Genomic DNA, 23,550 nt, shown 5'->3' with positions numbered 1-23,550 from the left:
CCTTAAGTGATTGTTGGCCAGACCACAAGTTTTTATTTTCTTTGGTCTAGTTCCGCACGCTGGCAAAACCTCCCCATAAACGGCCAAAGGCCCGCCGGGTGTTCCGGCAGGCCTTCTTGGATTGTTCCTTCTTCTTATCGGGAATGCGCGTTGCGCGACTGCGCAGCTTGAGGTGTTCCTCGAGCCGCTCCGGGGACATCTTCCACATGCTGCGGTCTGCGCGCTTCTTCTTGCGCTGCGCCATGCCGTCACCTCCTTCCATCGAGGTGTTTCAGCATAGCGCGCCACGCTGCACTACCGGGAGCAGCCTAGTGGCCGCGTTCCTGCTCCAGCACCTTGCCCTCGTTCCAGAACGGGGCCAGCTTGTTATCGAACAGGCTCAGCGCGGACGCGATGGCCATGTGCATATCCAGGTACTGGTAGGTACCCAGGCGGCCGCCGAAGAGGACCTGGTTCTCGCGGGCCTCAGCGGCGGCGAGCTTGCGGTAGGCCTCCAGCTTGGAGCGGTCCTCCGGGGTGTTGATCGGGTAGTACGGCTCATCGCCCTTCTCCGCGAAGCGCGAGTACTCCTTCATAATGACTGTCTTGTCCTTGGGGTACTTATCGGCGCGCTCCGGGTGGAAGTGGCGGAACTCGTGGATGCGGGTGTAGTCCACGTCCGCGTCGTTGTAGTTCATCACCGGGGTTCCCTGGAAGTCACCGGTCTCCAGCACCTCCATGTCGAAATCGAGCGTGCGCCAGCCCAGCTCGCCCTCAGCGAAGTCGAAGTAGCGGTCCAGCGGGCCAGTGTAAACCACCGGCGCGTTTGGCGACGCCTCCCGCAGCTCCTCACGGACGTCGAACCAGTCGGTATTGAGGCGGACGTCAATAAGCTCGTGCTCCGCCATCTTCTCCAACCAGGCTGCGTAGCCATCGACGGGCAGGCCCTCGTAGGTGTCGTTGAAGTAGCGGTTGTTGAAGGTATAGCGCACCGGCAGGCGGGTGATGTTGCCGGCCGGCAGCTCCTTCGGGTCGGTCTGCCACTGCTTGGCGGTGTAGTCGCGGATGAAGGCCTCGTAGAGCGGGCGGCCAATGAGCGCGATGGCCTTCTCCTCCAGGTTCTTCGCCTCATCCACGGCGAACTCGCCGGCCTGCTCCTTGATGAGCTGGCGCGCCTCATCCGGGGAGTAGTAGCGGCCAAAGAACTGGTTAATCAGGCCCAGGCCCATCGGGAACTGGTAGGCCGTGCCGTCATGCATAGCAAAGACGCGGTGCTGGTAGTCGGTGAAATCGGTGAACTGGTTGCAGTAGTCCCACACGCGCTTGTTCGAGGTGTGGAAAAGGTGCGCGCCGTACTTGTGGACCTCGATGCCGGTCTCCGGCTCGGCCTCCGAGTAGGCGTTGCCGCCCAGGTGCTCGCGGCGCTCGACGATGAGCACCTTCTTGCCCAGCTGGGAGGCTGCGCGCTCGGCCACGGTGAGGCCAAAGAATCCAGATCCAACAACAATGAGGTCATATGCAGTCATGGGCATCAGCTTAAAGCAGTAACGCGCATAGAACGGCGGGTGACACCCAAGCGAGAAAACTCGCGTGTCACACCCCCTTTCACTCCAACACCTGACGTAACATCTGTCCCGTTAGTTAACTTTTTGCGCTCCTTTTAACCTTGTGGCGCACACCATCCTAGGGAGTAACAGTGCACCTCAAACGTCGTCTTGTTCCCGCGAAATCGACGTGGTCCACGCCGATTATCGCCACGGTCACCTCGATCGCTGTGGTCGCCGCCGCAGCCGTGGGCGGCCAAACCCTTATCCACACCCAGGAAGCGGGCAGCGGGCCCATCGAAGTAAGTTCGGCCTCCGAGTCCTTCGGTTCTGGCGAAACGGTCGTGGTGGATGACCCGGCCATCGCCGGCCAGGGCGAGGGCGAAGGCCCGCGCGCGGTCAAGCAATTCCACCGCGATGAGACCTTCTCCTCTTTTGCCGTGACTTGGAAGGGCGCGCGCGATGTCGCTGCCTTCGTCCGCGCCAAGCAGCCAGACGGGTCCTGGTCCGAGTGGTACGACATGGACTCAATGTCCTACAACAACGATGATCCGAACGCCACGAACGGCACCGAGCTCATCTTCGTGGGCGATACCAACGACGTGCAGGTCTCCATCAACAATGTGGATCTGGTAACCGGGTCGAATCTGGACGAAGAGTTCACCGAGACCCCCGTTGAGGACGCCGCGCTTGACGACGCCTCCTTCAACGTCGGCGACATCGCCCCCGTCGCTGAGGCCGAAGAGCTTCCCGCCAATAGCGACGTGGAAGGCCTCGAGGCGGTCTTCATGGACGGCAACGCCCAGGAGGGCGAGGTCATCGAGCCAACCGCTGAGACCGATGGCATGCCGCGCGTGGTTTCGCGCGCCGGCTGGGGCGCGGATGAGAGCATCCGCTGCTCGAGTCCCACCTATGATGATGGTGTGGAGGCCATTGCGCTGCACCACACCGCGGGCTCCAATAACTACACCCGCGCGCAGGCAGCCGCGCAGGTGCGCGCCGCGTACAAGTACCATGCGCAGAACCTGGGATGGTGCGATATCGGATACAACGCGCTGGTGGATAAGTACGGCACCATCTACGAGGGCCGCTACGGCGGTCTCGCTAAAGCTGTGCAGGGTGCGCACATCGGCGGTTTTAACAAGAACACGTGGGGTATCTCCATGATCGGCAACTACGAGACTGCGCAGCCGACGGAAGCCCTCTTGGAATCTGTCACCGACCTCGCCGGCTGGAAGGGCGCCATTTCCGGTGTCGATCCGACCTCCCGCGTCTCCCTTCGCTCGGAAGGCTTCGGTGGTTCGCGCTACCCAGCAGGCGCCTCTGCCCCGGTTTATGGCCTTTTCGGTCACAGCGACGTTCATTTCACTGCCTGCCCGGGTAAATACACCATTGCCCAGTGGCCGACTATCCGCCAGGCGGCGCACAAGAAGTACGTCGCCATCAAGTCGGGCGGGTCTGGTTCGACGTCCACGGACTGGGGCAGCGGAAATACCTCTACCCCAGACTCCTCTGGCTCCGCGCCGAAAAACAATGCGCCGTCCGCTCCCGCACCGGCCGCTCCGGCACAGGAGGCAACGTCCTCGCTGGGCGATACCGAAATCCCGATGAGCACCATCACCGCACTAGTCGGCCTGGCTGGCACGCTCTTCGCCATCATGTATGCCCGCTCGGACCAGCAGATTGACACGGATAAGACGGTCAATGGTCTGCCGGTGGAGCAGATCCCGGGCATCGTGACCAAGGTGTTGGCCCTGAGCAAGAACGAGGGCCTGAAGCAAACGTGGACGGCGGTCCTTAACGCCTTCGGACCGGCGCTGGGCCTGGCGGTCGGCGGTCCGGATGAGTCGGCAGGCATCATCTACCAGCTCTTCCAGAACGGCGTCGTGCTGAGCTCCGAAGACACCGGTACACACGCTCTGGTGGGACGCATCGCCAAGGAATGGGCATCCGGCAATAACTCGGCGACGCTCGGCTTGCCGACGTCCGACGAAGTCCCCACCGGCTTCGGCAAGGAAGTCCGCGTGCAGTTCCAGGGCGGTTCCATTGTCTACAATCCGGAGACTGAGCAGATTCAGGTCTTCACGGACTAATCCCAGCCGCACCGTGTGCGCGTGCAGCTCTGTGGGATCGCCGATGTCGCGGGAGCCACCTGGTGGCTTCCGCTTCAGCGTGTGTTTGGGATTGGGGTTTAGGTATCCGGCGGTACTGCGTCGAATAAGTCCCCGTTAGCCTGCTGCTTCAATGCTGCTTGCGCTGCCTTGTACGCTGGCTGGGACGTAATCGGATCCGCCCAGGGTGGCACATAATCCACCCCACCCCGCAACCGGAAGACATAGCCAGCACCAGTCGGCTTATCCGGATCATCATCATTGATGCCATTGTGATAGGCACACAACATCGTCAAATTCGGTGGATCCGTGGTCCCACCAGCTTTCCACGGCACCAAATGATGCACCTGGCAATAGTCAGCCGGCTTATTGCACCCTTCACGCGCACACGTCGGATGCTCCGCACTGGCCATAATCCGCTGCTCAAACCCCGCCAAACGCCGCACCCTGTGCAACCACACCGGCCCAATCGTCGGATGCACCAACGTGACATACCCAACCTCAGCAAACTTATAAGTGACAAACTCCCGGCCAGTCATCCGCCCGCCATTGGTGAGTTCAAGCTCAATATCATCACCCTCACCTCGCACAATCCGATCAAACTCATCCAAGGTCACCACCACATTGGTAGCCACCGCAGGCTTAGTGCCCCCGTGTGCCTTATCAAAGAACACCTGGCCTACCGCATCCAACAAATCAGCCCGATTAATCGACTCCAAAGTCCCGCGCATCTCACTAATGCGCAAGGCTGAATCAGTAATCGTCAACGAATGCGGCCCCACCTTCCGATACGTCAGACGCACCCCGACCTCCGGCACCCGCCGCGGCCGCAACTGCTTCAACCGTTCGTTTGCCACCTTCGGGATACGGTGTGCTGGGGTCCCCGCCAAGCGGACACGCAGATTCCACGCATCCAACTCTTTTTTCACCTTGGCGGTATAGGACTCGATCAAACTCAACGTCGCCACATCATGCCTGTGAGAAGCAGCAGCCGCACGCGCTTGGCGCTGCTTGCCCGTAAAACGCGTCGGCCCGAAATACACCCCATGCAACCCAGCCAACTCCGCAGCATCAGCCTTTGATGCACCACGCGCGCGTAAATCATCCACACTGCCCACCGCAAGCCCCACAAGCTCCAACCCCGAACTGCGGTAGGAGAAATAAGTCTCCAAATCCCCCATACGACAAAGACTAAAACACCACCACCCACCCCGCAACCGGAGGCAAAAACTCTCAGGTTCCGCCACAAATAGAGCAGGTAGCGCGGGGTTTCACGGCTACAGCGCGGCGGGGTACAGCAGCGCTAGAACCAACGCTCAAGGACCTTTGCCACACCTGCTTGGTGGTGCGCTAACGTCACAGTATCTGCGGCCGCCACGACATCCGGGTGTGCGTTCTCCATGGCAACACCGCACCCAGCCCACTCGAGCATCTCGATATCGTTGGGCATATCGCCAAAGGCGATGATGTCTTCGCGGGCGATACCGTGGTGCTCAGCCAACCACTTAATTCCGCGCTGCTTCGTCACGTTGGGGGCCGCCACCTCGAGGATGCCCTCGGACATTGAGTAAGTCACGTGGGCAAGCTCGGAATCGATGTGGGGAGCGATGAGGCTGTAGAGCTCCGGCGCGGAGAATGCGGTGTTGCGAATCAACAGCTTCACCGCCGGCCGGGACACCAACTCCCCCACGCTAACCAGCCCAAAGCCTTCGAAGAGCGCGTTTTCCGAATAGTGCGACTCAACCACGAAGAGTTCCTCAACCGGATCCAAAACCGAGCCGCCCGCACGTTCCGCACCAAAGCCAACGCCGCCATGGGGCTCGAGTACCTTGGTGGCTACCTCTACGGTTTCCGCGAGGGCCTCCGGCGAGAGTCCGTGGGCGGAGAGCACGCGGTCTTCCGCTGAGTCATAAATCACCGCGCCATTTGATGTCACGCACACTGGGCGCACGGTCAGCTGGTCCAGCACAGGCATGATCCAGCGGAAGGGCCGGCCAGTTGCCAGCGCGAACTCGCTGCCCGCTGCAACCGCGCGGGCCACTGCTTCGCGGTTTCGCCTGGGCACCCGGTGGTTCCGGTCCAATAAGGTGCCGTCGATATCACTAATGATGAGGCGCGGAGCGCGGTCCGAAAATACGTCACTGGCCATAGCCCCGAGTCTACGTCAGGGCGACACGCTCAATGGCGTGCCCGCAACGTGGTCAGCCACCACACCGTCCGACTGTCACGCAGGAGCTCCACCACCGCGTTGCGTCCAGCCGCACTCGGCGACTTCTAAAACGACGAAAGCGGCCGCAACGAGAATGCTCGTGACGGCCGCGTCTTCGTGCAACGACTCCTGGTTAGCTCTTAGGCGATAACGTCGTCATCGTCGACGTCTTCCCAGTTCAGGGAACGCTTGATGGCGCGCTTCCAGTCGCGGTAGAGAGCGTCTACCTCGTCCTTCTCGCGCTGTGGCTTCCAGACCTTGAAGTCTCCCTGCTGGGAGCCCAGCACGCTGAGGTCATCCCAGAAGCCCGAGTCCAAGCCGGCGGCAAAGGCCGCACCGGTGGCGGTAGTCTCCACGTTCTTCGGGCGGTGCACCTCCACGCCGAGCATGTCCGCCTGGAACTGCATGAGCAGCTCGTTCATGGTCATGCCGCCGTCGACGCGCAGCTCGGTGATCTCCACGCCGGAATCAGCAACCATGGCGTCAGCGACGTCACGGGTCTGGTACGCGGTGGATTCCAGGACCGCGCGGGCCAAGTGCTTGCGGTTGGCGTAGCGGGTCAAGCCCACGATGACACCACGAGCGTCCGGGCGCCAGTACGGAGCGAAGAGGCCGGAGAAGGCCGGCACGATGTAGACGCCGCCGTTGTCCTTGACCTCGCGGGCCAGGTTCTCAATGGACGCGGAGTTCGGGATAAGTTGCAGGTTATCGCGCAGCCACTGCACCAGGGAACCACCCATGGAGACGGAACCCTCGAGCGCATAGACTGGGCGCTCGCCCTCGCGCTGGAAGCACACGGTGGTGAGCAGGCCGTTATCGGAGAACTTCGGCGTGGTACCGGTGTTGAGCAGGAGGAACAGACCGGTGCCGTAAGTGTTCTTGGCAGAACCCGGGCGGAAGCAGCCCTGGCCAAACATGGCGGCCTGCTGGTCACCCAGGATGGCGCGAATCGGCACACCGGACAGCGAGCCACGCTCGCGGACAGTGCGGAAGTCGCCCAGGGACGGACGGATCTCCGGGAGCATGGAGGTCGGGATACCCATCTCCTTGCACAGTTCCTCATCCCACTCGAGCTTCTCGATGTCCATGAGGAGGGTACGGGAGGCATTGGTGACATCGGTCGCGTGCAGGGCCTCTTGGCCGTTGTCGCCGTCGGCGCCACCGGTGAGGTTCCACAGCAACCAGGTATCGATGGTGCCGAAGAGCAGCTCGCCAGCCTCAGCGCGCTCGCGGGCGCCCTCCACGTTATCGAGGATCCACTTCACCTTCGGGCCGGCAGGGTAGGAATTGATGATGAGGCCGGTGCGACGACGCCACTTGTCCGCACCGTCGTCGCCGGCGAGTTCCTTACAAATGTCGGTGGTTCGGGTGTCCTGCCACACGATGGCGTTGTAGACCGGCTTGCCGGTGTTCTTGTCCCACACAACGGTGGTCTCACGCTGGTTGGTGATACCCAAAGCGGCGATGTCTTCAACGTTGATGTCGCCGTTGGCCAAGGCCTCACCCACCGCGCGGCGGGTATTGCTCCAGATTTCCTCTGGGTCATGCTCGACCCAGCCCTTCTCTGGGAAAATCTGCTCGTGCTCGAGCTGGCCGACGGACACCTGCTCTCCGTCGTGGTTGAAAATGATGCAACGCGTGGAGGTCGTACCCTGGTCAATCGCTGCAACGTAGCTCTTGGTGGACATAACTTTCTCCTTGTCGGGGGTGTTTTAAAGGGCTATGGATAGCAGGCCAACGGCGACGGCCGAGAGAGTCGGCGCGACGACCGGAACCCAGGCATAGCTCCAGTTTCCAGTGCCCTTGTCTTTGATGGGGAGGACAAAGGCGTACATGATGCGGGGGCCGAGGTCACGAACCGGGTTGATGGCATATCCGGTGGGGGTGCCGAGGGACAGACCGATAGACACGATGACGAAGGCCACGCCGAAGTAGCTCAGCGGACCGAGCTCGCCGCCGGCAGGACCGAAGGCGATAAACATGAGCAGCACGGTGGTAGCGATAAACTCTGTCACTGCGTTCCAGCCGTTATTCGGGTGCGCCGGGTTCGTAAAGAAAATACCGCCGGTATTCTTGTTGGCTCCGGTGACGTTGCCGGCTTCGTCGACATTGTTGGCATCGAAAAGCTGCTTAAACGTTGCCCACGCTAGGAAAGCACCGAGCATGGCGCCCAAGATCTGACCCAGGAGGTAATAAGGCACAAGGCTCCACTCAAGAGAGCCGTTGACAGCGAGCATGATGGTCACCGCCGGGTTAAGGTGACCGCCAGTGGGGTCCGCGATGCTAGCACCCAAGTAGACGCCGAGGCCCCAGCCCATTGCGATAACGATCCAGTCTGAACCGCGCGCCGCGGAGGTGCGGAGGTTTACAGTGGCGCAGACGCCGTTACCCAACAGGAGCAGCACTGCCGTGCCAAGGAACTCCCACAGGAATGCATCAGTTCCGGTCATAACTTGTCCTTTCTCTTTTGCCTAGGACAAAGGCCCAGCGAGAGACAGCAAACGTCCTCGCTGGGCCCCGTGACGCTTAGGCTTCTTCCTTAGTGGCTCGTGCGCTGCCAGCGCGCTCGAGAATGTCATTTGCCTCACGGTCGGTGAGGGCAGCCTCGGCGGCAAGTTCCGCCTCGGTGTGCTGCTTGAAGTGGCTAACCTCGCGCTCAATGTCGCTCTGGTCCCAGCCCAGCAGCGGCGCGACGAACTCAGCAATAGGCTGTGCAGCGGCCACGCCTCGGTCGGCGAATTCGATGGCTACGCGCAGGCGGCGGGAGACGATGTCGTCGATGTGCAGTGCACCCTCGTGGGTCACGGCGTAGCGCACCTCTGCCCAGATGTAGCTCTCTGCGCCCGGAATCGGCTCAAGGAGGGAGGCATCTTCGGCGGCCGGAGCCAGCACCTCGCTGATGAGCGAACCGTAGCGGCCAAGCAGGTGCTCGATGCGCTTCTCGTCGAGGTTGTAGCGGCGAGCAAGCGCCGGAACCTGGTTGGCCAGAGCGTGGTAGCCGTCCGCGCCCAAGATCGGGGTGCGCTCGGTGACGGATTCTGCCACCTTGAAGCCCAGTTCCTTGGCGGCCAGGTCCACCGCGTCCTTACCGATGACGCGGTAAGTCGTGTACTTACCACCAGCAACGGAGACGAGGCCTGGGGCTACTCGGGCAACGGCGTGGTTGCGGGAGAGGTTGGTGGTGGAGTCGGACTTACCGGACAGCAGCGGGCGCAGACCGGAGTAGACACCAACGATGTCCTCGCGGGTGATCTTGTTGCGCACGCGCTGGTTGACCTGGTCCAGAATGTAGTCGATATCCGCCTTCGTCGGAGCCGGGTCCGGCAGGGACAAGCCCTTTTCCCAGTCAGTATCGGTGGTACCGATGATCCAGTACTCGCCCCACGGAATGACGAAGAGCACGGACTTTTCGGTGACGAAGCACAGCGCGGCATCCGCATCGAGGGCATCCTTCGGGACCACGATGTGAACGCCCTTAGAGGCGTGAACGGTGAACTTGCCCTCCGCGCCGGCCATGTCCTGAATCTTGTCGTTCCAGACACCCGTGGCGTTGATGAAGACCTTGCCCTTCACGGTGGTCTCGCGGCCGGTCTCGAGGTCACGGACCTTTGCGGCGGTGATGCGGCCGCGGTTGTCCTTCTCGAAACCGATAACCTCAGTGCCGGTGCGCACGCTTGCGCCATACTCAGCGGCGGTACGCAGGACGGTCATGGTGTGGCGGGCGTCGTCGACAAGCGTGTCATAGTAGCGCACGCCACCGACGACGGCATCCTCCTTGAGGCCCGGGGTGACCTTGAGCACGCCCTTGCGGGTGAGGTGCTTCTGCATCGGGACGCTCTTGGCACCACCCATGAGGTCATAGAGGGTAAAGCCGCCGAACATCATGACGCGCTCCCAACCGCGGTGGGTCAGGGGGAAGATGAACTTCAGCGGCTTGACCAGGTGCGGGGCGAGGGTCGACATGTTGAGCTCGCGCTCCTTGAGGGACTCCGCAACGAGGCGGAAGTCAAACATCGCCAGGTAGCGCAGGCCACCGTGGAACATCTTGGAGGAACGCGAGGACGTTCCTGCCGCAAAGTCTTGGGATTCCAGCACGGCCGTCTTTAAACCGCGGGTGGCCGCATCCACCGCAGCACCAGCGCCGACTGAGCCGCCGCCGATAATGACGACGTCATAATCCTCAGTGGAGTAGTCGTTCCATGTCTTTTCAAAATACTCAGGGTTGAAGCTGTTAATACTCGTCGTGGTCATTGTTGACCGAGTCTCCTCTCTCGCTGCACGGCGTCAGAAAGCCCTGCCCTCGTTGACGGTATGCGCAGCATATTGTGCTCATCCACCACGCACCCAGTGTGCCGATTCCTCGGCTAATTGCTCGGATAGCGGATGAAGAAGAAGTTTTCTCCCACTGCCAATGCTATAGATCACCCAATTTTCTCTCTGGAGACGCTACTCACACGTAAGTTCCGCTTCCGTAAGCTGGATCTTTTAAGGCATTCCATAGGTGGACAAAATAAAATAACACCCCCTTCCGGGGGTGCTAACGGGCGTTGCGAACGCTTCTTAAGTCCAGGGTGTCAAGACTTATTTCTTCTCCTGCTGCAAGCGCGCCATGGCCTCCAGCACCTCGGCCATTCCGTAGCGCTCAGTGGAATACGTCACCGCCTGCGCAGCCTTAATCACCTCAATGGGCGCAGTCTCAAGCGCCACCATGCGCACGGCGACGCCCTCCCCGCCCTCCGCAAACGTTTCATCACCAGGCTCATTCGCAAAGAATAGAAGGTCCGCAGGCTCGACTCCGATCCTTTTCGCCACAGCCGCCAGCCCCTCGGCGGGCGAGGACGCCGTGACTACTACGCCCCCAGGAGCATCGTTGAACTGTGCCCCGTCAGCACCTTCTGAACAGGCGATCCGCCAACAGGATTGGGGGAGGTCGCCAAAGGCTGCAGCGTCGAGCACCTCTCCCTGCGGCGAGAGCACCACCAACTCCTCCACTTGTGGGTGCAAGTGCGCCAGCGCTTCCTGAAGCCGCCTCGAGATTTCCCCGTTCTCCATGCTGAGCGCACTCTGATCAGCCACAACCACGCGCGGCACCTCAGAGTATTGAGCCTTCACGCGGTGCGGCAGGCGGGAGACAATAATGCGCGATTGCGTCGCCGCAGAAAGTAGACCCTGCTCCACCACGGAACCGGCAAAAATCTCCTTGCTGCTCGCAGTCATAGAGGCCTGGGCCTCGACCACATCGGACTTCAGTTGCGCCATAACCTCCGTGACCTTGTCGCGGCCTTCCCCGACGCCGCGCATGGCTTCCTCGACCACCGAGTTGAGGTTCTCCTTGATCCATTCCAGGGTCTCTGGAGCAGTACGCGGGCGCTCTTTGCCTTTGTTAGTAGCTGAGCTTTCAACTTGTGCGCCGTCGTTTTCTTGCGTGGCGTCGACGTTCTCGTCGCCAAGCTCTGCTCCCGATTCTCCGGAATCAGCCCGCTTCATCAGCGCCATCCGGTCCCGCATGAGCTCCACGGTGGCCTCGGAGACGCGGTCCTTGAGGTTAGTCAGGTCATCACGCAGCCGGCGCACGCGGTAGCGCTCAGACTCCACCTCGGAGTCCTGGGCCTCAGCCTCCTCCAGCGTTGGTGCCCCACCACCTTTGCGGGCGGGCACCCAGAACTCCCCGGCTGGCATCGGTCCGAACTCCGCCTCATACTCCGCCCACAGGTCCTCCAGGGCCTCCTGCATCCGACGGCGCACCTCCGCGATATCCGCGTCGAAATCGCCCGTCGTGTAATAAGGCTCCAAAGCCTTAATCAGCACCGGCGTCTTCGTGCGGCCCAAGTGCTTCTTCTGCCCCTTCGTCCAAATACGCTGGGAGCCAAAGATAACCTGCGGAATAATCGGCACGCCCGCACCATGCGCAATACGCGCCGCACCGTTACGCATGCTGCGAATTTCAAAGCTGCGGGAAATCGTTCCCTCCGCGAAGACCCCCACGAGTTCCCCACTCTTGGCTAGTTCGATGCCTTTGACAATCGACGCCCCGCCATCGATACGGTCCACCGGGACATGCCCCATGACCTGAAAAAGCTGCCCGGCCACCGGCGCTTGGAAGATGGAGGCCTTAGCCAAGTAGCGCACCAAACGGCGCTTGCGGTAAGCCAAGAAGGCCCCGAAAAGGAAATCCATGTAACCCGTGTGGTTGCACACGATGACGGCCCCACCCTTATCCGGGATATTCTCCTCCCCGGACAAGCGCATCTTGAGCCCCTGGGCCAGAGTCACCCCGCGGCCGATGTGTGTGATCTGCCGGTAGAGGAAGTTAGTCACAGCGCTCATGGTGCTCCAAACAGCTAAGACCCCGCCGTCGAGAGCAGCGAGGAGGGACAAGAGAGGGCGGCGCGCGAAGCCCCGCGCACCGCGTTCTTCTAGGAGTTTACGGGGTACAGCACGTCCTTGCCCACGAATGGGCGCAGGGCCTCCGGAACCACCACGGAGCCATCTGCCTGCTGGTGGTTCTCCAGGATGGCCACGAGCCAGCGGGTGGTAGCCAGGGTGCCATTGAGCGTGGCGGCGTACTGGGTCTTGCCGTTCTCATCGCGGTAGCGCGTGGACAGGCGGCGCGCCTGGAAGGTGGTGCAATTCGAGGTCGAGGTGAGCTCGCGGTACGTGCCCTGGGTGGGTACCCACGCCTCGTTATCGAACTTGCGCGCCGCAGAGGAGCCCAAGTCTCCGCCCGCGATATCGATGGTGCGGTAGGGCAGTTCCATCGCCGCCAGCATGTCCTTTTCCATGTTCAGGAGCTTCTGGTGCATCTCCTCGGCGTCTTCCGGCTTGCAGTAGACAAACATCTCCAGCTTGTCGAACTGGTGCACGCGCAGGATGCCGCGGGTGTCCTTGCCGTGCGAACCTGCCTCGCGGCGGAAGCAGGAAGACCAGCCTGCATACTGCAGCGGCCCCTTGGACAGGTCGATGATCTCTTCCTTGTGGTAGCCGGCCAGAGCCACCTCTGAAGTGCCGACCAGATACAGGTCATCTGCCGGCAGGTAGTAAACCTCATCCGAGTGCTGACCCAAGAAGCCAGTTCCCTGCATAACGCCCGGGCGCACGAGCACCGGCGGAATCATCAGCTTAAAGCCTGCCTCACGAGCCTTCTGCGCAGCCAACATCAACATACCCAGTTGCAGGAAGGCGCCATCACCGGTGAGGTAGTAGAAACGCGCGCCGCCGACTTTGGCGCCCCGCTTGACGTCGATAAGCCCCAGCGTCTCACCCAGCTCCAGGTGATCCTTCGGTTCGAAGTCGAACTGCGGCTTTTCACCGACCTCCTCGAGGACGATGAAGTCATCTTCGCCACCCGCCGGAGCACCTTCCACCACGTTGGAGAGCTGATACTGCAGCTCCGTTACCTTGGCCTCGGCCGCGGCCGCTTCCTCGCCGGCCGCCTTGACCTTCTCCTTCAGCTCGTTGGAGCCCTCCAGCAGCGCTGGGCGCTCCTCGGGGGAGGCCTGGCCAATCTTCTTGCCAAAGGCCTTCTGCTCCGAGCGGAGCTGGTCTGCCTTCACAATGGCCGCGCGGCGCTGTTCATCGGCGGCGAGCAGCTGGTCCACCAAAGCGGGGTCCTCCCCACGGTTTACCTGGGAGGCGCGGACGACATCGGGATTTTCGCGAAGAAACTTGAGATCAATCACGCCGGATAGTCTAGCGCACGGCCATACCTTTGCGCTGGTCATAACCAGCGCATTATCATGAATAACATGGCACCTCACATTATTACCGACGGCCCCGTGCCCAAGCACGCTCAGCTGCGGGATATTCTCTCCGAGCTCTGCCGAACCACCCTCAAACCCGGTGACATCCTCCCAGGCGAGCGCATTCTCGAAGAAACCTACGGTGTTTCCCGCATCACCGTACGCCGCGCCATCGGTGATTTAGTGGCCGAAGGCCGCCTGCGGCGGGTGCGAGGCAAGGGCACCTTCGTGGCTCCGAACCCACTCGTCTCCCGGCTCCATTTGGCATCCTTTTCCGATGAGATGGGCTACCAAAAAGTACAGGCTTCCTCGAGAATCCTGCTGGGTGAGCGCAGCACCGCCCCCAGTGAGGTCTGCGAGTTTTTCGGCACAGAAACCACCGTGGCCCACACCCACCTGCGGCGCCTGCGCTTGGGCGATGGCGAGCCTTATTCCATTGACGATGGTTGGTATAACTCCGCCTTCGCGCCGACGCTGCTAGAAAATGACATCTATAACTCCGTCTACGCGATTCTGGATAGCACCTTCAAGGTCCCCATCACCGAGGCCGAGCAGACAGTCACCGCGGTGGCGGCGGAGGACGACATCGCCGAGCTTCTCGACGTCCCCCCGAACACCCCGCTTCTCCACATCACCCGCCTCGCCCGCTCGGGGGACCGACCGGTTGAATGGTGCTCCTCGGTCTACCGCACTGACCGCTACCGCCTTACGACCCACGTCTCCCGCTCGCATACTTAGCGGCTCCATGGTGGCGAACAGCGCTGGGCGGGCTAGAAGCCAGGGCCGCTAAGGGAGTAGTATGAGGAGTTCTATGAGCACTTCATCTGCATGGCGCTCCGCCTCCGCCATCCGCGTCGTCCTCGTTGCAGCCGTGGCCGCGGCCGTCTTCATGGCCTCCTACGGCCTCTTTAGCGGCGAGCCAACCGGCACCGATTCGGCCGGGAATGACTCCGCTAGCTCCAGCGCCGACGGCAGTCAGGCCGCCGATCCTTCTACCGCCGACGGTGAAGCTGCTCCCTTCACCACCGCCTCCGCTGGGGCATGCGTGACCTGGGACATCGCCCCGGATGGCACCGCCACCGGTTTTGAGCAGATCAGCTGCGATAAACCACACCGCTTCGAAGTCTCGGCTCGCGAGGATCTCAGCGCCTACCCCACCAGCGAGTTCGGCCCCAACGCCACGCGCCCCGACATCACACGCCAAAACGCCCTGCGCGATGAGCTGTGCGAAGCACCCACGGTGAGCTACCTCAATGGCAAGTGGGATCCCAACGGGCGCTATGACATTGCTTCCATCCTGCCCCCGGCCGCATCCTGGGATCAGGGTGACCGTACCTTGCTGTGTGGCCTGCAGACTACCGACGCCAACGGCGTACCGCAGGAATCCACCGGCAAGGTCAGCGAGGTAGACCAGGCGGTCGTCGCCAAGCCCGGCGAATGCCGCAAGGTGGATGATAAACAGGTACTCAATACCGTTCCCTGCCAGGAACCGCACCAGATGGAGACCGTATCCGTCATCAACCTGGCCGAAAAATTCCCCAATGGCTACCCCAGCGATGAGGACATGGATAAGTTCCTCTCCGAGACCTGTACCCAAAATGCCATGGATTATTTGGGCGGCGAGGAGAACCTCTACCAGTCCACGCTGCAACCTTTCTGGGGCGCGATGAGCCGCGAGACCTGGGAGAGCGGATCCCGTTCGGTGAATTGCTCGCTGATCCACATCAAGGACGGTCACTTCTCCGAGATCACCGGCTCTGCCACTGGGGGACGCGAGGCCCTGAGCATTAACGGCGCCCCGCCGACCGAGCAGCCGAAGCGCAACCCATTGCGTGACCCGAATGCTCAGCCGGGCGGCGAGAACGCCGAGCCAGCCGGTGCGAACGCCGCGCCCACCACCCCCGAGGCTGCGGCTCCGGCCCTCTAAGCCCGGCGATTGAACAGGAAGTAGCCACATGTACGAAGTCAGCGAAGAACGCTTCGAGGAACTGGTCGGCGAGGCCCTCGATAAAATTCCGGATCGCTTCGTTGATCAGATGCGCAACCTGGTCATCCTCGTCGAGGAAGAGCACCCGGAGAACCCTGAACTGTTGGGGCTTTATGAGGGCGTCATGCTCACGCAGCGCACCGCCTCACACACCGGCTACCTGCCGGATACCATTTCCATTTACCGGCAGCCTCTGCAGGCCATCAGCAACTCGGAAGAAGAGCTCGCCCACGAAGTCATGGTGACCGTCTTCCACGAGGTCGGGCATTACTTCGGTTTCGAGGAGGAGCGCCTCCACGAGCTCGGCTGGGGGTAGGTGCCCAGCGGGTTAGACTTCGGTATCCGCCCAGCGCTTGAGCGTCCACTGGCCAAAAGGCTGGCCCTGCGGCTCCATGAGGGTAAAGCGGCAGTTCGGCATGTAGCCGGTATAGGCAAAGTCTGGGTCCACGCCGCAGGCATGTCTCGTCACTACGCGAATGGCGGCGCCGTGGCTGACGACGACGATGTCTTCATCATCCTCCAGCTCCGCAGCGAGATCCTCCAACACCGGTTGGTAGCGCTCGAGCACATCCACGTAGCTCTCACCGCCAGGCATCCGGGCGGACTCATCACCGTCGAGCCAGCCGCGCAGTGCCACCATGTATTCGCGGTGGGTATCCTCGCTACCGCTCATTTCATGATCACCGGCAAAGACCTCGTGCAAGCCTGTACGCACTTCCACGGGAACATTGCGCTCATCGGCGGTCTCGCCGAAAGCACGGGCGGCCAGCATCGCGGTCTGCTGGGCGCGCAAGGCAATGGAACACACAAAGCGCACACGGCGCCCTGCGCACAGTTCAGCTAACTCGCGGCCGACATCTTCCGCTTGGCCGCGGCCGCGCTCGGTGAGCTCGGCACCTGGGGGCCGGGTATCCATAACGCGGTCAATATTGGAAAAGGTCTGGCCGTGGCGCAGCAGGATGATTCTTCCGGTCATGCTTCACCACACTATTGGCCGGTGCGCGCCTGCGCTACCCATTCATCGGCTTCTTGCAGCCGCGCCAAGTTTCGTGGGGCCTCCCCGAGCGCCACCGCGGAAGGCCAGGAACCAACGAACACGACGTCCTCCGCCCGCAGCCACAGTGCCCGCAGAGCCTCCGCCACCGGCTGGTCCTCAATGTGTCCGATGAGATCGGCGTGGAAGCGATAGTTACCGAAGACGGTGCGCAGCGGGCGGGATTCGATGCGGGAGAGGTCCACCCCGCGGTGCGCGAATTCCTGTAGGGCCCCTACCAGGGAGCCCGGCTCGTTGGGCAGGGTGAAGATGACGGACGTCCTGTCGTTGCCGGTCCGCTCGGTCGGCTTTCCGGCCGGTCCCACGAGGACGAAACGAGTCGTGGCCCCCGCGACATCTGCCACATTCTCCGCAATAGAATCCAGTCCGAAGACCTCCGCTGCGCGGGCAGGGGCGGCAGCGACATCCACCTCCCCGCGCGCCACGGCCTGCGCCGCCGCACCATTCGACGCCGCCGGAACATACTCCACGTCCGGCAAGTTCTGCTTCAACCAACCGCGCACCTGCTGGTAGGCCACGGGATGCGTAGAGAAGGTGCGAAGATTCTCTGCGGTAGTGCCGGGGCGCACCAGAATGGAGAAGGACACCGGCAGGTCTACCTCGCGGTAGATCTGGACCCGGGAGCCGTCGGCAAGCGCGTCAAAGGTGGCAGTAACCGGCCCGTCCACGGAGTTTTCGATAGCCACGCAGGCATAATCCGCCGCACCGGAACGCACCGCCGACAGCGCCTCGGCCGGGGAGCTCACCGGCATCCCCTCGGGGGAAGCAAAGTCTGCGGCGAAATGCTGCATCGCCGCTTCCGTAAAGGTTCCAGCGGGCCCGAGGAATGCGATCGTGGTGCTCATGACAGCAACTTTATCTCACACAACTACTAAACTGAGCCGCCATGGAGAGCACCGAGTTCACTCTGGACAAGCTGCGCGAGGACCTATCTGGTCTGAGCCCTGCGGAGCACGGCTTCACGTACTTCGACCTCGAACGCCGGCCGCAGGCGCACGGGCGTTTGAGCGGCTGGATTCTCTCGGTTAAGGATCTCAACGATGTCGCCGGCATGCCCACCACGCTCGGGCATGCCGAGCGTGCCTACGTGGCGGAGGAGACCGATCCTTTCGTGCAGGAGCTTATCGACGCCGGCGCGCTCGTCGTCGGCAAATCCGCCGCACCCGAGCTGGGTCTGCGCGTCGACACCGAACCTGTCGGCCTGCCCCACCCCGATAATCCGCTCTACCCAGGCCATACCCCGGGTGGCTCCTCCGGCGGGGCGGCAATCCAGGTGGCCCGGGGCCTCATGCGCGCCGCGCATGCCTCCGACGGTGGCGGTTCCATTCGCGTGCCGGCCGCTGCCTGCGGTGTCGTCGGCTTTAAGCCCGCCGGCGAGGACCTCTCGGTGCAGGGGTTCATCACGCGCAGCATCGCCGATACCGCAACTCTGCATGGCCTTAACCCGCGTGCCCGGCGCGCCCGCATCGGCGTGCTGACGGATCCCCTCTTCGCTCAAGCTGAGGTGGCCCCGCACATGCTGCGCGCGGTCGCAGAGGCCACCGCTACCTTTGAAGGCGCGGGTTTCGAAACCGTGGCTATCTCCCCCTATCCCCAGGCCGCCCGCACCTTTGAGGCCTTCCAGCACATCTTTAGTCGCCGGCTGGCTGGCCTTGACTTCGCGGAGGGTTACGCGGAGTGGATCCGTGCGAAGGGCCGGCGCGTCACGGACTCCGAATTCGCCGCGGCCCGCGCCCACGCCGCCCAGCTACCGGAAATGCTGGCACAAGAGTGGGACGTCGACGCCATCTTGAGCCCCATGCTGGCCTTCGATCCACCCCGGCGCGGGCACTTCCTGGCACGGGAGCACCAGGCCAACTTCGATGAGCAAACGCGGTGGTCACCGTGGGGATCGTTGTTCAACGTGGCGCAGCTGCCCGCTATTTCTGTGCCCTGGCCGGTGCGCGATCACCCGCCCGTGGGCGTGCAGTTGGGTTCAATCACGCTTGACGAGTCCTCCCTTCTCGGCCTCGCCCAGGTGCTTCACCCATGACCGCGCGCTCACGCCTGCGCGCGGAAATCCTCATCGTCCTCACCATCACTTTTGGAATCTCTGGTGTTCGCGCCGTGCTACGCCTGACCGATTCTCTGCTCAACCCGGCCCCGCTCAACGAGCAGTCGGTCACCATCAACGCTTCGCAGTCGGCGACTTCGCTGCTGGACCTTGCCTTCCAGCTCTGCAGTGCTGCCGTGCTGTGTGCCTGGGGAGCGCTTGCCCTTTATTTGATTTCTTTTCCGCCCCGCCCACAGTGGCGGGACGGCCTGCACGGCGCGGCGTTGGCGGCGGTTATTGGGCTTCCCGGGTTGGTGCTGTATTACGTGGCGTTGCACTTCGGCTGGACCAAGGAGGTGGTGCCGGGGGCCTTCGATAGCTGGATTGAGATCCCGGTGCTGCTGATTAAATCCTTCGCCAACGCCTGGGCGGAGGAACTGGTGGTGGTGTACTGGTTCATGACCAGGCTCAAGCAGTCTGGGTGGGCCTTACCCGCAACGCTGGCCGCCTCCTCTATCTTGCGCGGTTCTTACCACCTCTACCAGGGAGTCTCCGCCGGCTTTGGCAATATCATGATGGGCCTGCTTTATGGCTGGTATTTCCACCGCACCGGGAAGGTATGGCCTCTGGTCATCGCGCACTTTCTGATCGACGCCGTCGCTTTCGTGGGCTACGCACTGCTCTTCGGCGCTTAAGCGGTGCCCGGACGCCGAAAAGACCACCACCGCGCCCTGTGGGATAGGTGGGGCGCAAGTGGTTTCGCGGTACAGTGTTCCCCATGACCTACCAAGGACGCGATCCCGAGCGCGAAGCTCGCCGTGCTGGCGAGCCCCACGGCACTGCCCGCCGCGCGGGCTCCGCTGATTCTGCGAGGCCTTCCCGCCCCTACGACCCGGCTGGCCCGCACGCCTCACATGCGTCCGGCCAGGACGCGGGCGAATTTGTCCTTGGTACCGATGGGCAGCCCTTGCGTGATCGCTACGGCCGTCCGGTGCGCCGCCGTCCATCCACACAGCGCAGCACGCCGTCTCAAAATTCCCCACGCACCCAGCGTCCCACCCCGCGTCGCTCACGGCCGGAGGAAACCCGCTTCGACGTCGATGCTTACATGGCCCAGCACTCCCCCGCGCGCACAGCGCCCCACCAAAGCGCGCCCACCCGGGAACCTGCCGCCGGCGCATACCGGCGAAGTCCCGACGCACCGCCACGCAGCTATTCCCCACAGGCTCCCTCCCGCGGGCGTGCCGCAGGACGCCCACATAGCCGCCGCAAGAAGGTCAACCCGGTCAAGCAAGCTTTCGGTTGCCTGGGCTGGCTCGCCGTCATCGCCCTCGTCTTCATGGTGGCCTTCACCTTGTGGACGGATTCACGCCTCACCCGCATCGATGCCCTGCCCACCGAACAGGTGGCGCCGACCTCTGGGACGAACTGGCTGTTGGTGGGCTCGGACTCCCGCCAGGGCCTCACCGAGGAACAACAAGCGGAGCTAGGTACCGGTGGCGATGTAGGCGTCGGCCGCACCGATACCATCATGCTTCTGCACATCCCCAGCTCCGGAAAGGCCCAGCTGGTCTCCATTCCACGCGATAGCTACGTCGACGTGCCCGGCTTCGGCATGGACAAGGTCAATGCTGCCTTCACCTACGGTGGGCCCCAGCTGCTGACCCACACCGTGGAACAAGCCACCGGCCTCCACATCGATCACTATGCGGAGATCGGCATGGGCGGCTTGGCAAACGTCGTGGATTCCGTGGGCGGCGTGGAGATTTGCGTCAAGGAGCCCATCAACGATCCGCTCGCGGGCATCGACCTTCAAGCGGGCTGCCAGAAGCTCCGCGGCCCAGATGCCCTTGGCTACGTGCGCACCCGCGCTACCGCGATGGGTGACTTGGACCGCGTCGAGCGCCAGCGCGAGTTCTTCGCCGCGCTGCTGGATAAGGCAACGTCCTTCTCCACCATTGGCAACCCCTTCAAGGCCGTCTCCCTGGTCAACCACACCACGGATTCCTTCATCGTCAACGAGAAGGACCACGTGTGGCATCTTGCCCGCGTGGCGCTGTCGATGGCCTCAGGCGTGGAGACGACGACGGTGCCCATCGGCGGTTTCCAGGACACGGTCGTGGGCAATGTCGTCCTCTGGGATGACGCTGAGGCCCAAGCGCTCTGGGACTCCATGCGCTAAGGCTTCGACCGGTCGTTTCGATCAATTAAGGCTCCAAAACCGCCTTGAGGTTTTGGAGCCTTAATTGATCGATATGTACCTAAGCTTTGGGGCTAAAGCACCCAGGAACTAGCGCAGCGTCACCTGACGGGACTTAATGTTCTGCAGCTGCTTGCGCTCATCGGCATCGAGGTTGGCGTCGTTGGAAATCTCCTCTTCCAGCGCCTTATTCACGCGAGACAGCTCGGACTCGTAAGAATCGTGCGCGACCTCTGGGTCGAGGTCGAAGACCGGGGCGATGAGACCATGCGTGCGGAAGACACCGGCGAACTTGGTGTTCTCGCCCAGGTTGAGCTCACCGCGAGCGGCAATGCGCGCAAGCGCATTGAGGAAAGCATTCTCGTCATCGCAGGGGCGGACCCAGCGGATGTGAGCCTTGCCGCCACCAGCGTTGGCCCAGAAGGCGGTGCCGACGAAGCCTTCGGCCTCCTGGCCCACCTGGTAGGACTCGATGACGGAATCATTGGCTCGCTGCAGTGCCTGTGCCATCTGCGGCGGAACCTGCGCGCCCTCCGGCATCCACCACGTGAAGTCCTGGTAGACGTTGATCTCCAGCTCGGCGTCCTCCTCCAGCAGCTCCTTGAGCTCCGGCTGGGAACCATCAGCAGCAGTGGACTCGAGGGTGGAGCCCGGCGCGTTGTTTTTCACCCAGTTCAGAGCAAAAGCCAAGTCGCGGCCCGGGTTGTGGGTGTGGGACTGTACCTGCAGGCCCACGAAGGCCTCACCACCGGATTCCTCATCACGGATGAGCGCCGCAGTAGCACCGGGCAGCACGGTGGCGACGTAGACGTCCTTGTCAAAGCCCTTGACGGACAGCTTCGCCGTTGCGGAAGGAACAAATTCCTGCAGGGCGACGAGGCTAGCCTCAGCGGCCAGCCCACCAAAGGGGCGAGGGTCCTTTTCCAGGGCAGCGCGCTCGGCGGCGCGGGCAGCGAGCTTAGCTTGGCGGCGGGACATGCCCTCCGGCAGCTGTTCGTTCTTCTTTTTCTTCTTGGCCATACTGAACAACTTACCTGTTCATTACAGCTCAATGGCATGCAGGGCCACTTCCGGCTGGTTCGTGGCGAGAATATCTACCCCGTTGGCCCACGCCCACTTCATGTCCGCGGGTTTATCGATGGTCCACATGTACGTGGGCAAGCCGTGCGCGCCGATCGCGTCGGGCTGCAGCTTGCCGCGCAACAGCGACATGCCCAGGCCAGTGGGCTGCGACAACAGGATGTCGGGACGGTTGAAATGGCGCTCCCAATCGCGGCGCAGGTAGATGCGGTCGACGTGCGGGGCAAGTGCTGCCATTCGACGAATGGCCCGGTGGGAAAAGGAAATCATGTGGATCCGGGGGTCGTCGAGAAGCCCTGCGTAGCGCAGCCGCAGCACCATCTGTTCTTCGAGGATGTCGCCTTGCCCCGAGGGATGCTTGGTCTCAATGTAGAGGTGGTGCTTCTTATCCCCGAGCATGTCGAGGAGTTCGTCGAGAAGCAGCATGCGCTGGCCGCCGCCAATCTTCAGGCGGCGCAGCTCCTCCCAGGTCATCCGAGACACTCGGCCTGAGCCATTCGTGGTGCGGTCCAGTGTGGGATCGTGATGAACCACCACCTTGCCGTCGCTGCTCAGGCGGATATCGCACTCGATACCGTGAATGGGTAGCTCGAGCGCTTTCTCAAAGGCAAGAGGGGATAGCTCCGGATATTTCCCGGAGTATCCCCTGTGGGCGACAATCTTCACTAGCCGAAGATTTCTTCCTTGATGGTGTTGAGCGTGTTGAAGGAGTTCTCAAAGCGCTCCTTCTCGTGATCATCGAGGGCCAGCTCGATAACGCGGTTGACGCCGGAGCGGTCAACGATGGCCGGGGTGCCGATGAAGACATCCTCGTGGCCGTACTCGCCCTGCAGGTAGGCAGAGACCGGGAGAGCGACGGCCTGGTTCTGGATGACCGCGCGGGTGATGCGGGCCAGGGCCATGCCGATGCCGTAGGAGGTGGAGCCCTTAGCGTCGATGATGTGGTAGGCAGCGTCGCGGGTGTCCTCGAAGATCTTCTCGATGCGCTCGTTGTAGCCCGGGTCCTTTTCAGAACGGTGGGACAGGGAGACACCTGCGATGTTGGCGGAGGAGACGACCGGCAGCTCGGAATCGCCGTGCTCACCGATGATGTAGGCGTGGACGGAGGTCGGTGCCACGTCATCCATTTCAGAGAGCATGTAGCGGTAGCGGGCCGAGTCCAGGACGGTGCCGGAGCCGATGACGCGCTGGTGCGGGAAGCCGGAGGCCTTCCACACTGCGTAGGTCAGCAGGTCCACCGGGTTGGAGGCGACCAGGAAGATGCCGTCGAAGTCATTCTTCATGACGTCCGCCACGATGGAGTTCATGATCTTGACGTTCTTGTCCACGAGCTGCAGGCGGGTCTCGCCGGGCTTCTGTGCGGCACCGGCGCAGATGACGACCATGGAGGCGTCCTTGCAGTCTTCGTAGGTACCCTTGGTCACGCGGGTGCGGGACGGGGCCCAGACGACGCCATGGTTGAGGTCCATGACGTTGCCCTCGAGCTTCTTTTCGTCGATGTCGATGATGGCCAGGTGATCAACAGTGCCCTGGTTGACCAGAGCGTAGGCGTAAGCAACTCCAACGTCGCCAGCGCCGATGAGTACTACTTTGTTTCCAACATGATTTCCCATGA

At 62.3% G+C, this 23,550-nt stretch carries 21 protein-coding genes; 7 read left to right on the top strand and 14 right to left on the bottom strand.

The features are described from left to right. Positions 1 to 46: 46 nt before the first annotated feature. Both HMPREF3147_RS00400 and glf read right to left on the bottom strand, forming a co-directional pair. Positions 47 to 244, bottom strand: a complete 198-nt coding sequence (locus HMPREF3147_RS00400; RefSeq protein ID WP_070443276.1) for a hypothetical protein — start codon at positions 242 to 244, stop codon at positions 47 to 49. 64 nt (positions 245 to 308) lie between these two features. Beyond that, entirely contained in the window at positions 309 to 1,505 is a 1,197-nt protein-coding gene (gene glf / locus HMPREF3147_RS00395) for a UDP-galactopyranose mutase (protein WP_070443274.1), read from the bottom strand. A 170-nt stretch (positions 1,506 to 1,675) separates the two neighbouring features. Here glf and HMPREF3147_RS00390 point away from each other — a divergent pair, with 170 nt between their 5' ends. Continuing rightward, positions 1,676 to 3,616: an N-acetylmuramoyl-L-alanine amidase gene (locus HMPREF3147_RS00390; protein ID WP_070443272.1), complete on the top strand. Its 1,941-nt coding sequence runs from the start codon at positions 1,676 to 1,678 to the stop codon at positions 3,614 to 3,616. A 98-nt stretch (positions 3,617 to 3,714) separates the two neighbouring features. On the opposite strand, the gene HMPREF3147_RS00385 is transcribed toward HMPREF3147_RS00390, so the two are convergent. The 7 genes from HMPREF3147_RS00385 to serS all read right to left on the bottom strand — a co-directional run bounded on the left by HMPREF3147_RS00385 (position 3,715) and on the right by serS (position 13,522). Beyond that, entirely contained in the window at positions 3,715 to 4,815 is a 1,101-nt protein-coding gene (locus HMPREF3147_RS00385) for an HNH endonuclease signature motif containing protein (protein WP_070443270.1), read from the bottom strand. Positions 4,816 to 4,937: 122 nt separating this feature from the next. Then, positions 4,938 to 5,783 (bottom strand): Cof-type HAD-IIB family hydrolase, encoded by an 846-nt coding sequence (locus tag HMPREF3147_RS00380; RefSeq protein ID WP_070443268.1) that lies wholly within the window; start codon positions 5,781 to 5,783, stop codon positions 4,938 to 4,940. 200 nt (positions 5,784 to 5,983) lie between these two features. Beyond that, positions 5,984 to 7,531: a glycerol kinase GlpK gene (glpK, locus tag HMPREF3147_RS00375; protein WP_070443266.1), complete on the bottom strand. Its 1,548-nt coding sequence runs from the start codon at positions 7,529 to 7,531 to the stop codon at positions 5,984 to 5,986. Positions 7,532 to 7,555: 24 nt separating this feature from the next. Next, positions 7,556 to 8,293 (bottom strand): MIP/aquaporin family protein, encoded by a 738-nt coding sequence (locus HMPREF3147_RS00370; RefSeq protein WP_070443264.1) that lies wholly within the window; start codon positions 8,291 to 8,293, stop codon positions 7,556 to 7,558. Between the two features lie 76 nt (positions 8,294 to 8,369). Continuing rightward, entirely contained in the window at positions 8,370 to 10,094 is a 1,725-nt protein-coding gene (locus HMPREF3147_RS00365) for a glycerol-3-phosphate dehydrogenase/oxidase (protein WP_070443262.1), read from the bottom strand. Between the two features lie 330 nt (positions 10,095 to 10,424). Then, entirely contained in the window at positions 10,425 to 12,170 is a 1,746-nt protein-coding gene (locus HMPREF3147_RS00360) for a lysophospholipid acyltransferase family protein (RefSeq protein WP_070443260.1), read from the bottom strand. Positions 12,171 to 12,259: 89 nt separating this feature from the next. Beyond that, the gene (gene serS, locus HMPREF3147_RS00355; RefSeq protein ID WP_070443258.1) at positions 12,260 to 13,522 is read right to left on the bottom strand and encodes a serine--tRNA ligase; all 1,263 of its coding nucleotides are present in this window, start codon (positions 13,520 to 13,522) and stop codon (positions 12,260 to 12,262) included. A gap of 66 nt (positions 13,523 to 13,588) precedes the next feature. Between serS and HMPREF3147_RS00350 the strand changes: the two genes are divergently transcribed. The 3 genes from HMPREF3147_RS00350 (at position 13,589) to HMPREF3147_RS00340 (ending at position 15,885) form a co-directional block, all read left to right on the top strand. Beyond that, on the top strand, positions 13,589 to 14,320 hold the full coding sequence (locus HMPREF3147_RS00350; protein ID WP_201828980.1) for a GntR family transcriptional regulator: 732 nt from the start codon (positions 13,589 to 13,591) through the stop codon (positions 14,318 to 14,320). 73 nt (positions 14,321 to 14,393) lie between these two features. Beyond that, the gene (locus tag HMPREF3147_RS00345) at positions 14,394 to 15,509 is read left to right on the top strand and encodes a septum formation family protein (protein WP_070443254.1); all 1,116 of its coding nucleotides are present in this window, start codon (positions 14,394 to 14,396) and stop codon (positions 15,507 to 15,509) included. A gap of 28 nt (positions 15,510 to 15,537) precedes the next feature. Then, positions 15,538 to 15,885: a metallopeptidase family protein gene (locus HMPREF3147_RS00340; protein WP_070443252.1), complete on the top strand. Its 348-nt coding sequence runs from the start codon at positions 15,538 to 15,540 to the stop codon at positions 15,883 to 15,885. Positions 15,886 to 15,897: 12 nt separating this feature from the next. Here HMPREF3147_RS00340 and HMPREF3147_RS00335 read toward each other — a convergent pair whose 3' ends face one another. Together HMPREF3147_RS00335 and pheA are read right to left on the bottom strand one after the other, a co-directional pair. Continuing rightward, entirely contained in the window at positions 15,898 to 16,545 is a 648-nt protein-coding gene (locus HMPREF3147_RS00335; RefSeq protein WP_070443250.1) for a histidine phosphatase family protein, read from the bottom strand. Between the two features lie 11 nt (positions 16,546 to 16,556). Beyond that, positions 16,557 to 17,468: a prephenate dehydratase gene (gene pheA / locus HMPREF3147_RS00330; protein ID WP_070443248.1), complete on the bottom strand. Its 912-nt coding sequence runs from the start codon at positions 17,466 to 17,468 to the stop codon at positions 16,557 to 16,559. A gap of 41 nt (positions 17,469 to 17,509) precedes the next feature. Here pheA and HMPREF3147_RS00325 point away from each other — a divergent pair, with 41 nt between their 5' ends. The 3 genes from HMPREF3147_RS00325 (at position 17,510) to HMPREF3147_RS00315 (ending at position 20,837) form a co-directional block, all read left to right on the top strand. Next, positions 17,510 to 18,655, top strand: coding sequence for an amidase (locus HMPREF3147_RS00325; protein ID WP_070443247.1), 1,146 nt, complete (start codon positions 17,510 to 17,512; stop codon positions 18,653 to 18,655). Beyond that, positions 18,652 to 19,350, top strand: coding sequence for a CPBP family intramembrane glutamic endopeptidase (locus tag HMPREF3147_RS00320; RefSeq protein ID WP_070443245.1), 699 nt, complete (start codon positions 18,652 to 18,654; stop codon positions 19,348 to 19,350). Before HMPREF3147_RS00325 ends, HMPREF3147_RS00320 begins: the two co-directional genes overlap by 4 nt. 83 nt (positions 19,351 to 19,433) lie before the next feature. After that, a complete protein-coding gene (locus tag HMPREF3147_RS00315; RefSeq protein WP_246815666.1) occupies positions 19,434 to 20,837 on the top strand; it encodes an LCP family protein in 1,404 nt (467 codons plus the stop codon). 108 nt (positions 20,838 to 20,945) lie between these two features. Here HMPREF3147_RS00315 and HMPREF3147_RS00310 read toward each other — a convergent pair whose 3' ends face one another. From HMPREF3147_RS00310 to HMPREF3147_RS00300, 3 genes are read right to left on the bottom strand one after another with little or no spacing between them, the layout of a single operon-like run. Continuing rightward, on the bottom strand, positions 20,946 to 21,875 hold the full coding sequence (locus HMPREF3147_RS00310) for a DUF5926 family protein (RefSeq protein ID WP_070443243.1): 930 nt from the start codon (positions 21,873 to 21,875) through the stop codon (positions 20,946 to 20,948). A gap of 21 nt (positions 21,876 to 21,896) precedes the next feature. Next, complete coding sequence (locus tag HMPREF3147_RS00305; protein ID WP_049156880.1) at positions 21,897 to 22,601, bottom strand: glycerophosphodiester phosphodiesterase family protein; 705 nt, start codon at positions 22,599 to 22,601, stop codon at positions 21,897 to 21,899. After that, a complete protein-coding gene (locus HMPREF3147_RS00300) occupies positions 22,601 to 23,548 on the bottom strand; it encodes an L-lactate dehydrogenase (RefSeq protein WP_070443241.1) in 948 nt (315 codons plus the stop codon). The genes HMPREF3147_RS00305 and HMPREF3147_RS00300 overlap by 1 nt, the downstream gene beginning before the upstream one ends. Between the last annotated feature and the right edge of the window lie 2 nt (positions 23,549 to 23,550).

This window comes from Corynebacterium sp. HMSC05D03 (assembly GCF_001807205.1).
GTDB lineage: Bacteria > Actinomycetota > Actinomycetes > Mycobacteriales > Mycobacteriaceae > Corynebacterium > Corynebacterium aurimucosum.
Note: the sequence above shows the minus strand (reverse complement) of the source record. Positions and strands in the feature narration are given on the sequence as shown.

Coding starts and splice junctions, on each gene's coding strand:
- HMPREF3147_RS00310 (WP_070443243.1), bottom strand. CDS start 21,875: ATGGCCAAGAAGAAAAAGAAGAACGAACAGCTGCCGGAGGGCATGTCC.
- HMPREF3147_RS00315 (WP_246815666.1), top strand. CDS start 19,434: ATGACCTACCAAGGACGCGATCCCGAGCGCGAAGCTCGCCGTGCTGGC.
- HMPREF3147_RS00365 (WP_070443262.1), bottom strand. CDS start 10,094: ATGACCACGACGAGTATTAACAGCTTCAACCCTGAGTATTTTGAAAAG.
- glf (WP_070443274.1), bottom strand. CDS start 1,505: ATGACTGCATATGACCTCATTGTTGTTGGATCTGGATTCTTTGGCCTC.
- HMPREF3147_RS00325 (WP_070443247.1), top strand. CDS start 17,510: ATGGAGAGCACCGAGTTCACTCTGGACAAGCTGCGCGAGGACCTATCT.
- glpK (WP_070443266.1), bottom strand. CDS start 7,531: ATGTCCACCAAGAGCTACGTTGCAGCGATTGACCAGGGTACGACCTCC.
- HMPREF3147_RS00320 (WP_070443245.1), top strand. CDS start 18,652: ATGACCGCGCGCTCACGCCTGCGCGCGGAAATCCTCATCGTCCTCACC.
- HMPREF3147_RS00370 (WP_070443264.1), bottom strand. CDS start 8,293: ATGACCGGAACTGATGCATTCCTGTGGGAGTTCCTTGGCACGGCAGTG.
- pheA (WP_070443248.1), bottom strand. CDS start 17,468: ATGAGCACCACGATCGCATTCCTCGGGCCCGCTGGAACCTTTACGGAA.
- HMPREF3147_RS00400 (WP_070443276.1), bottom strand. CDS start 244: ATGGCGCAGCGCAAGAAGAAGCGCGCAGACCGCAGCATGTGGAAGATG.
- HMPREF3147_RS00380 (WP_070443268.1), bottom strand. CDS start 5,783: ATGGCCAGTGACGTATTTTCGGACCGCGCTCCGCGCCTCATCATTAGT.
- HMPREF3147_RS00350 (WP_201828980.1), top strand. CDS start 13,589: ATGGCACCTCACATTATTACCGACGGCCCCGTGCCCAAGCACGCTCAG.
- HMPREF3147_RS00335 (WP_070443250.1), bottom strand. CDS start 16,545: ATGACCGGAAGAATCATCCTGCTGCGCCACGGCCAGACCTTTTCCAAT.
- HMPREF3147_RS00340 (WP_070443252.1), top strand. CDS start 15,538: ATGTACGAAGTCAGCGAAGAACGCTTCGAGGAACTGGTCGGCGAGGCC.
- HMPREF3147_RS00385 (WP_070443270.1), bottom strand. CDS start 4,815: ATGGGGGATTTGGAGACTTATTTCTCCTACCGCAGTTCGGGGTTGGAG.
- HMPREF3147_RS00300 (WP_070443241.1), bottom strand. CDS start 23,548: ATGGGAAATCATGTTGGAAACAAAGTAGTACTCATCGGCGCTGGCGAC.
- HMPREF3147_RS00345 (WP_070443254.1), top strand. CDS start 14,394: ATGAGCACTTCATCTGCATGGCGCTCCGCCTCCGCCATCCGCGTCGTC.
- HMPREF3147_RS00360 (WP_070443260.1), bottom strand. CDS start 12,170: ATGAGCGCTGTGACTAACTTCCTCTACCGGCAGATCACACACATCGGC.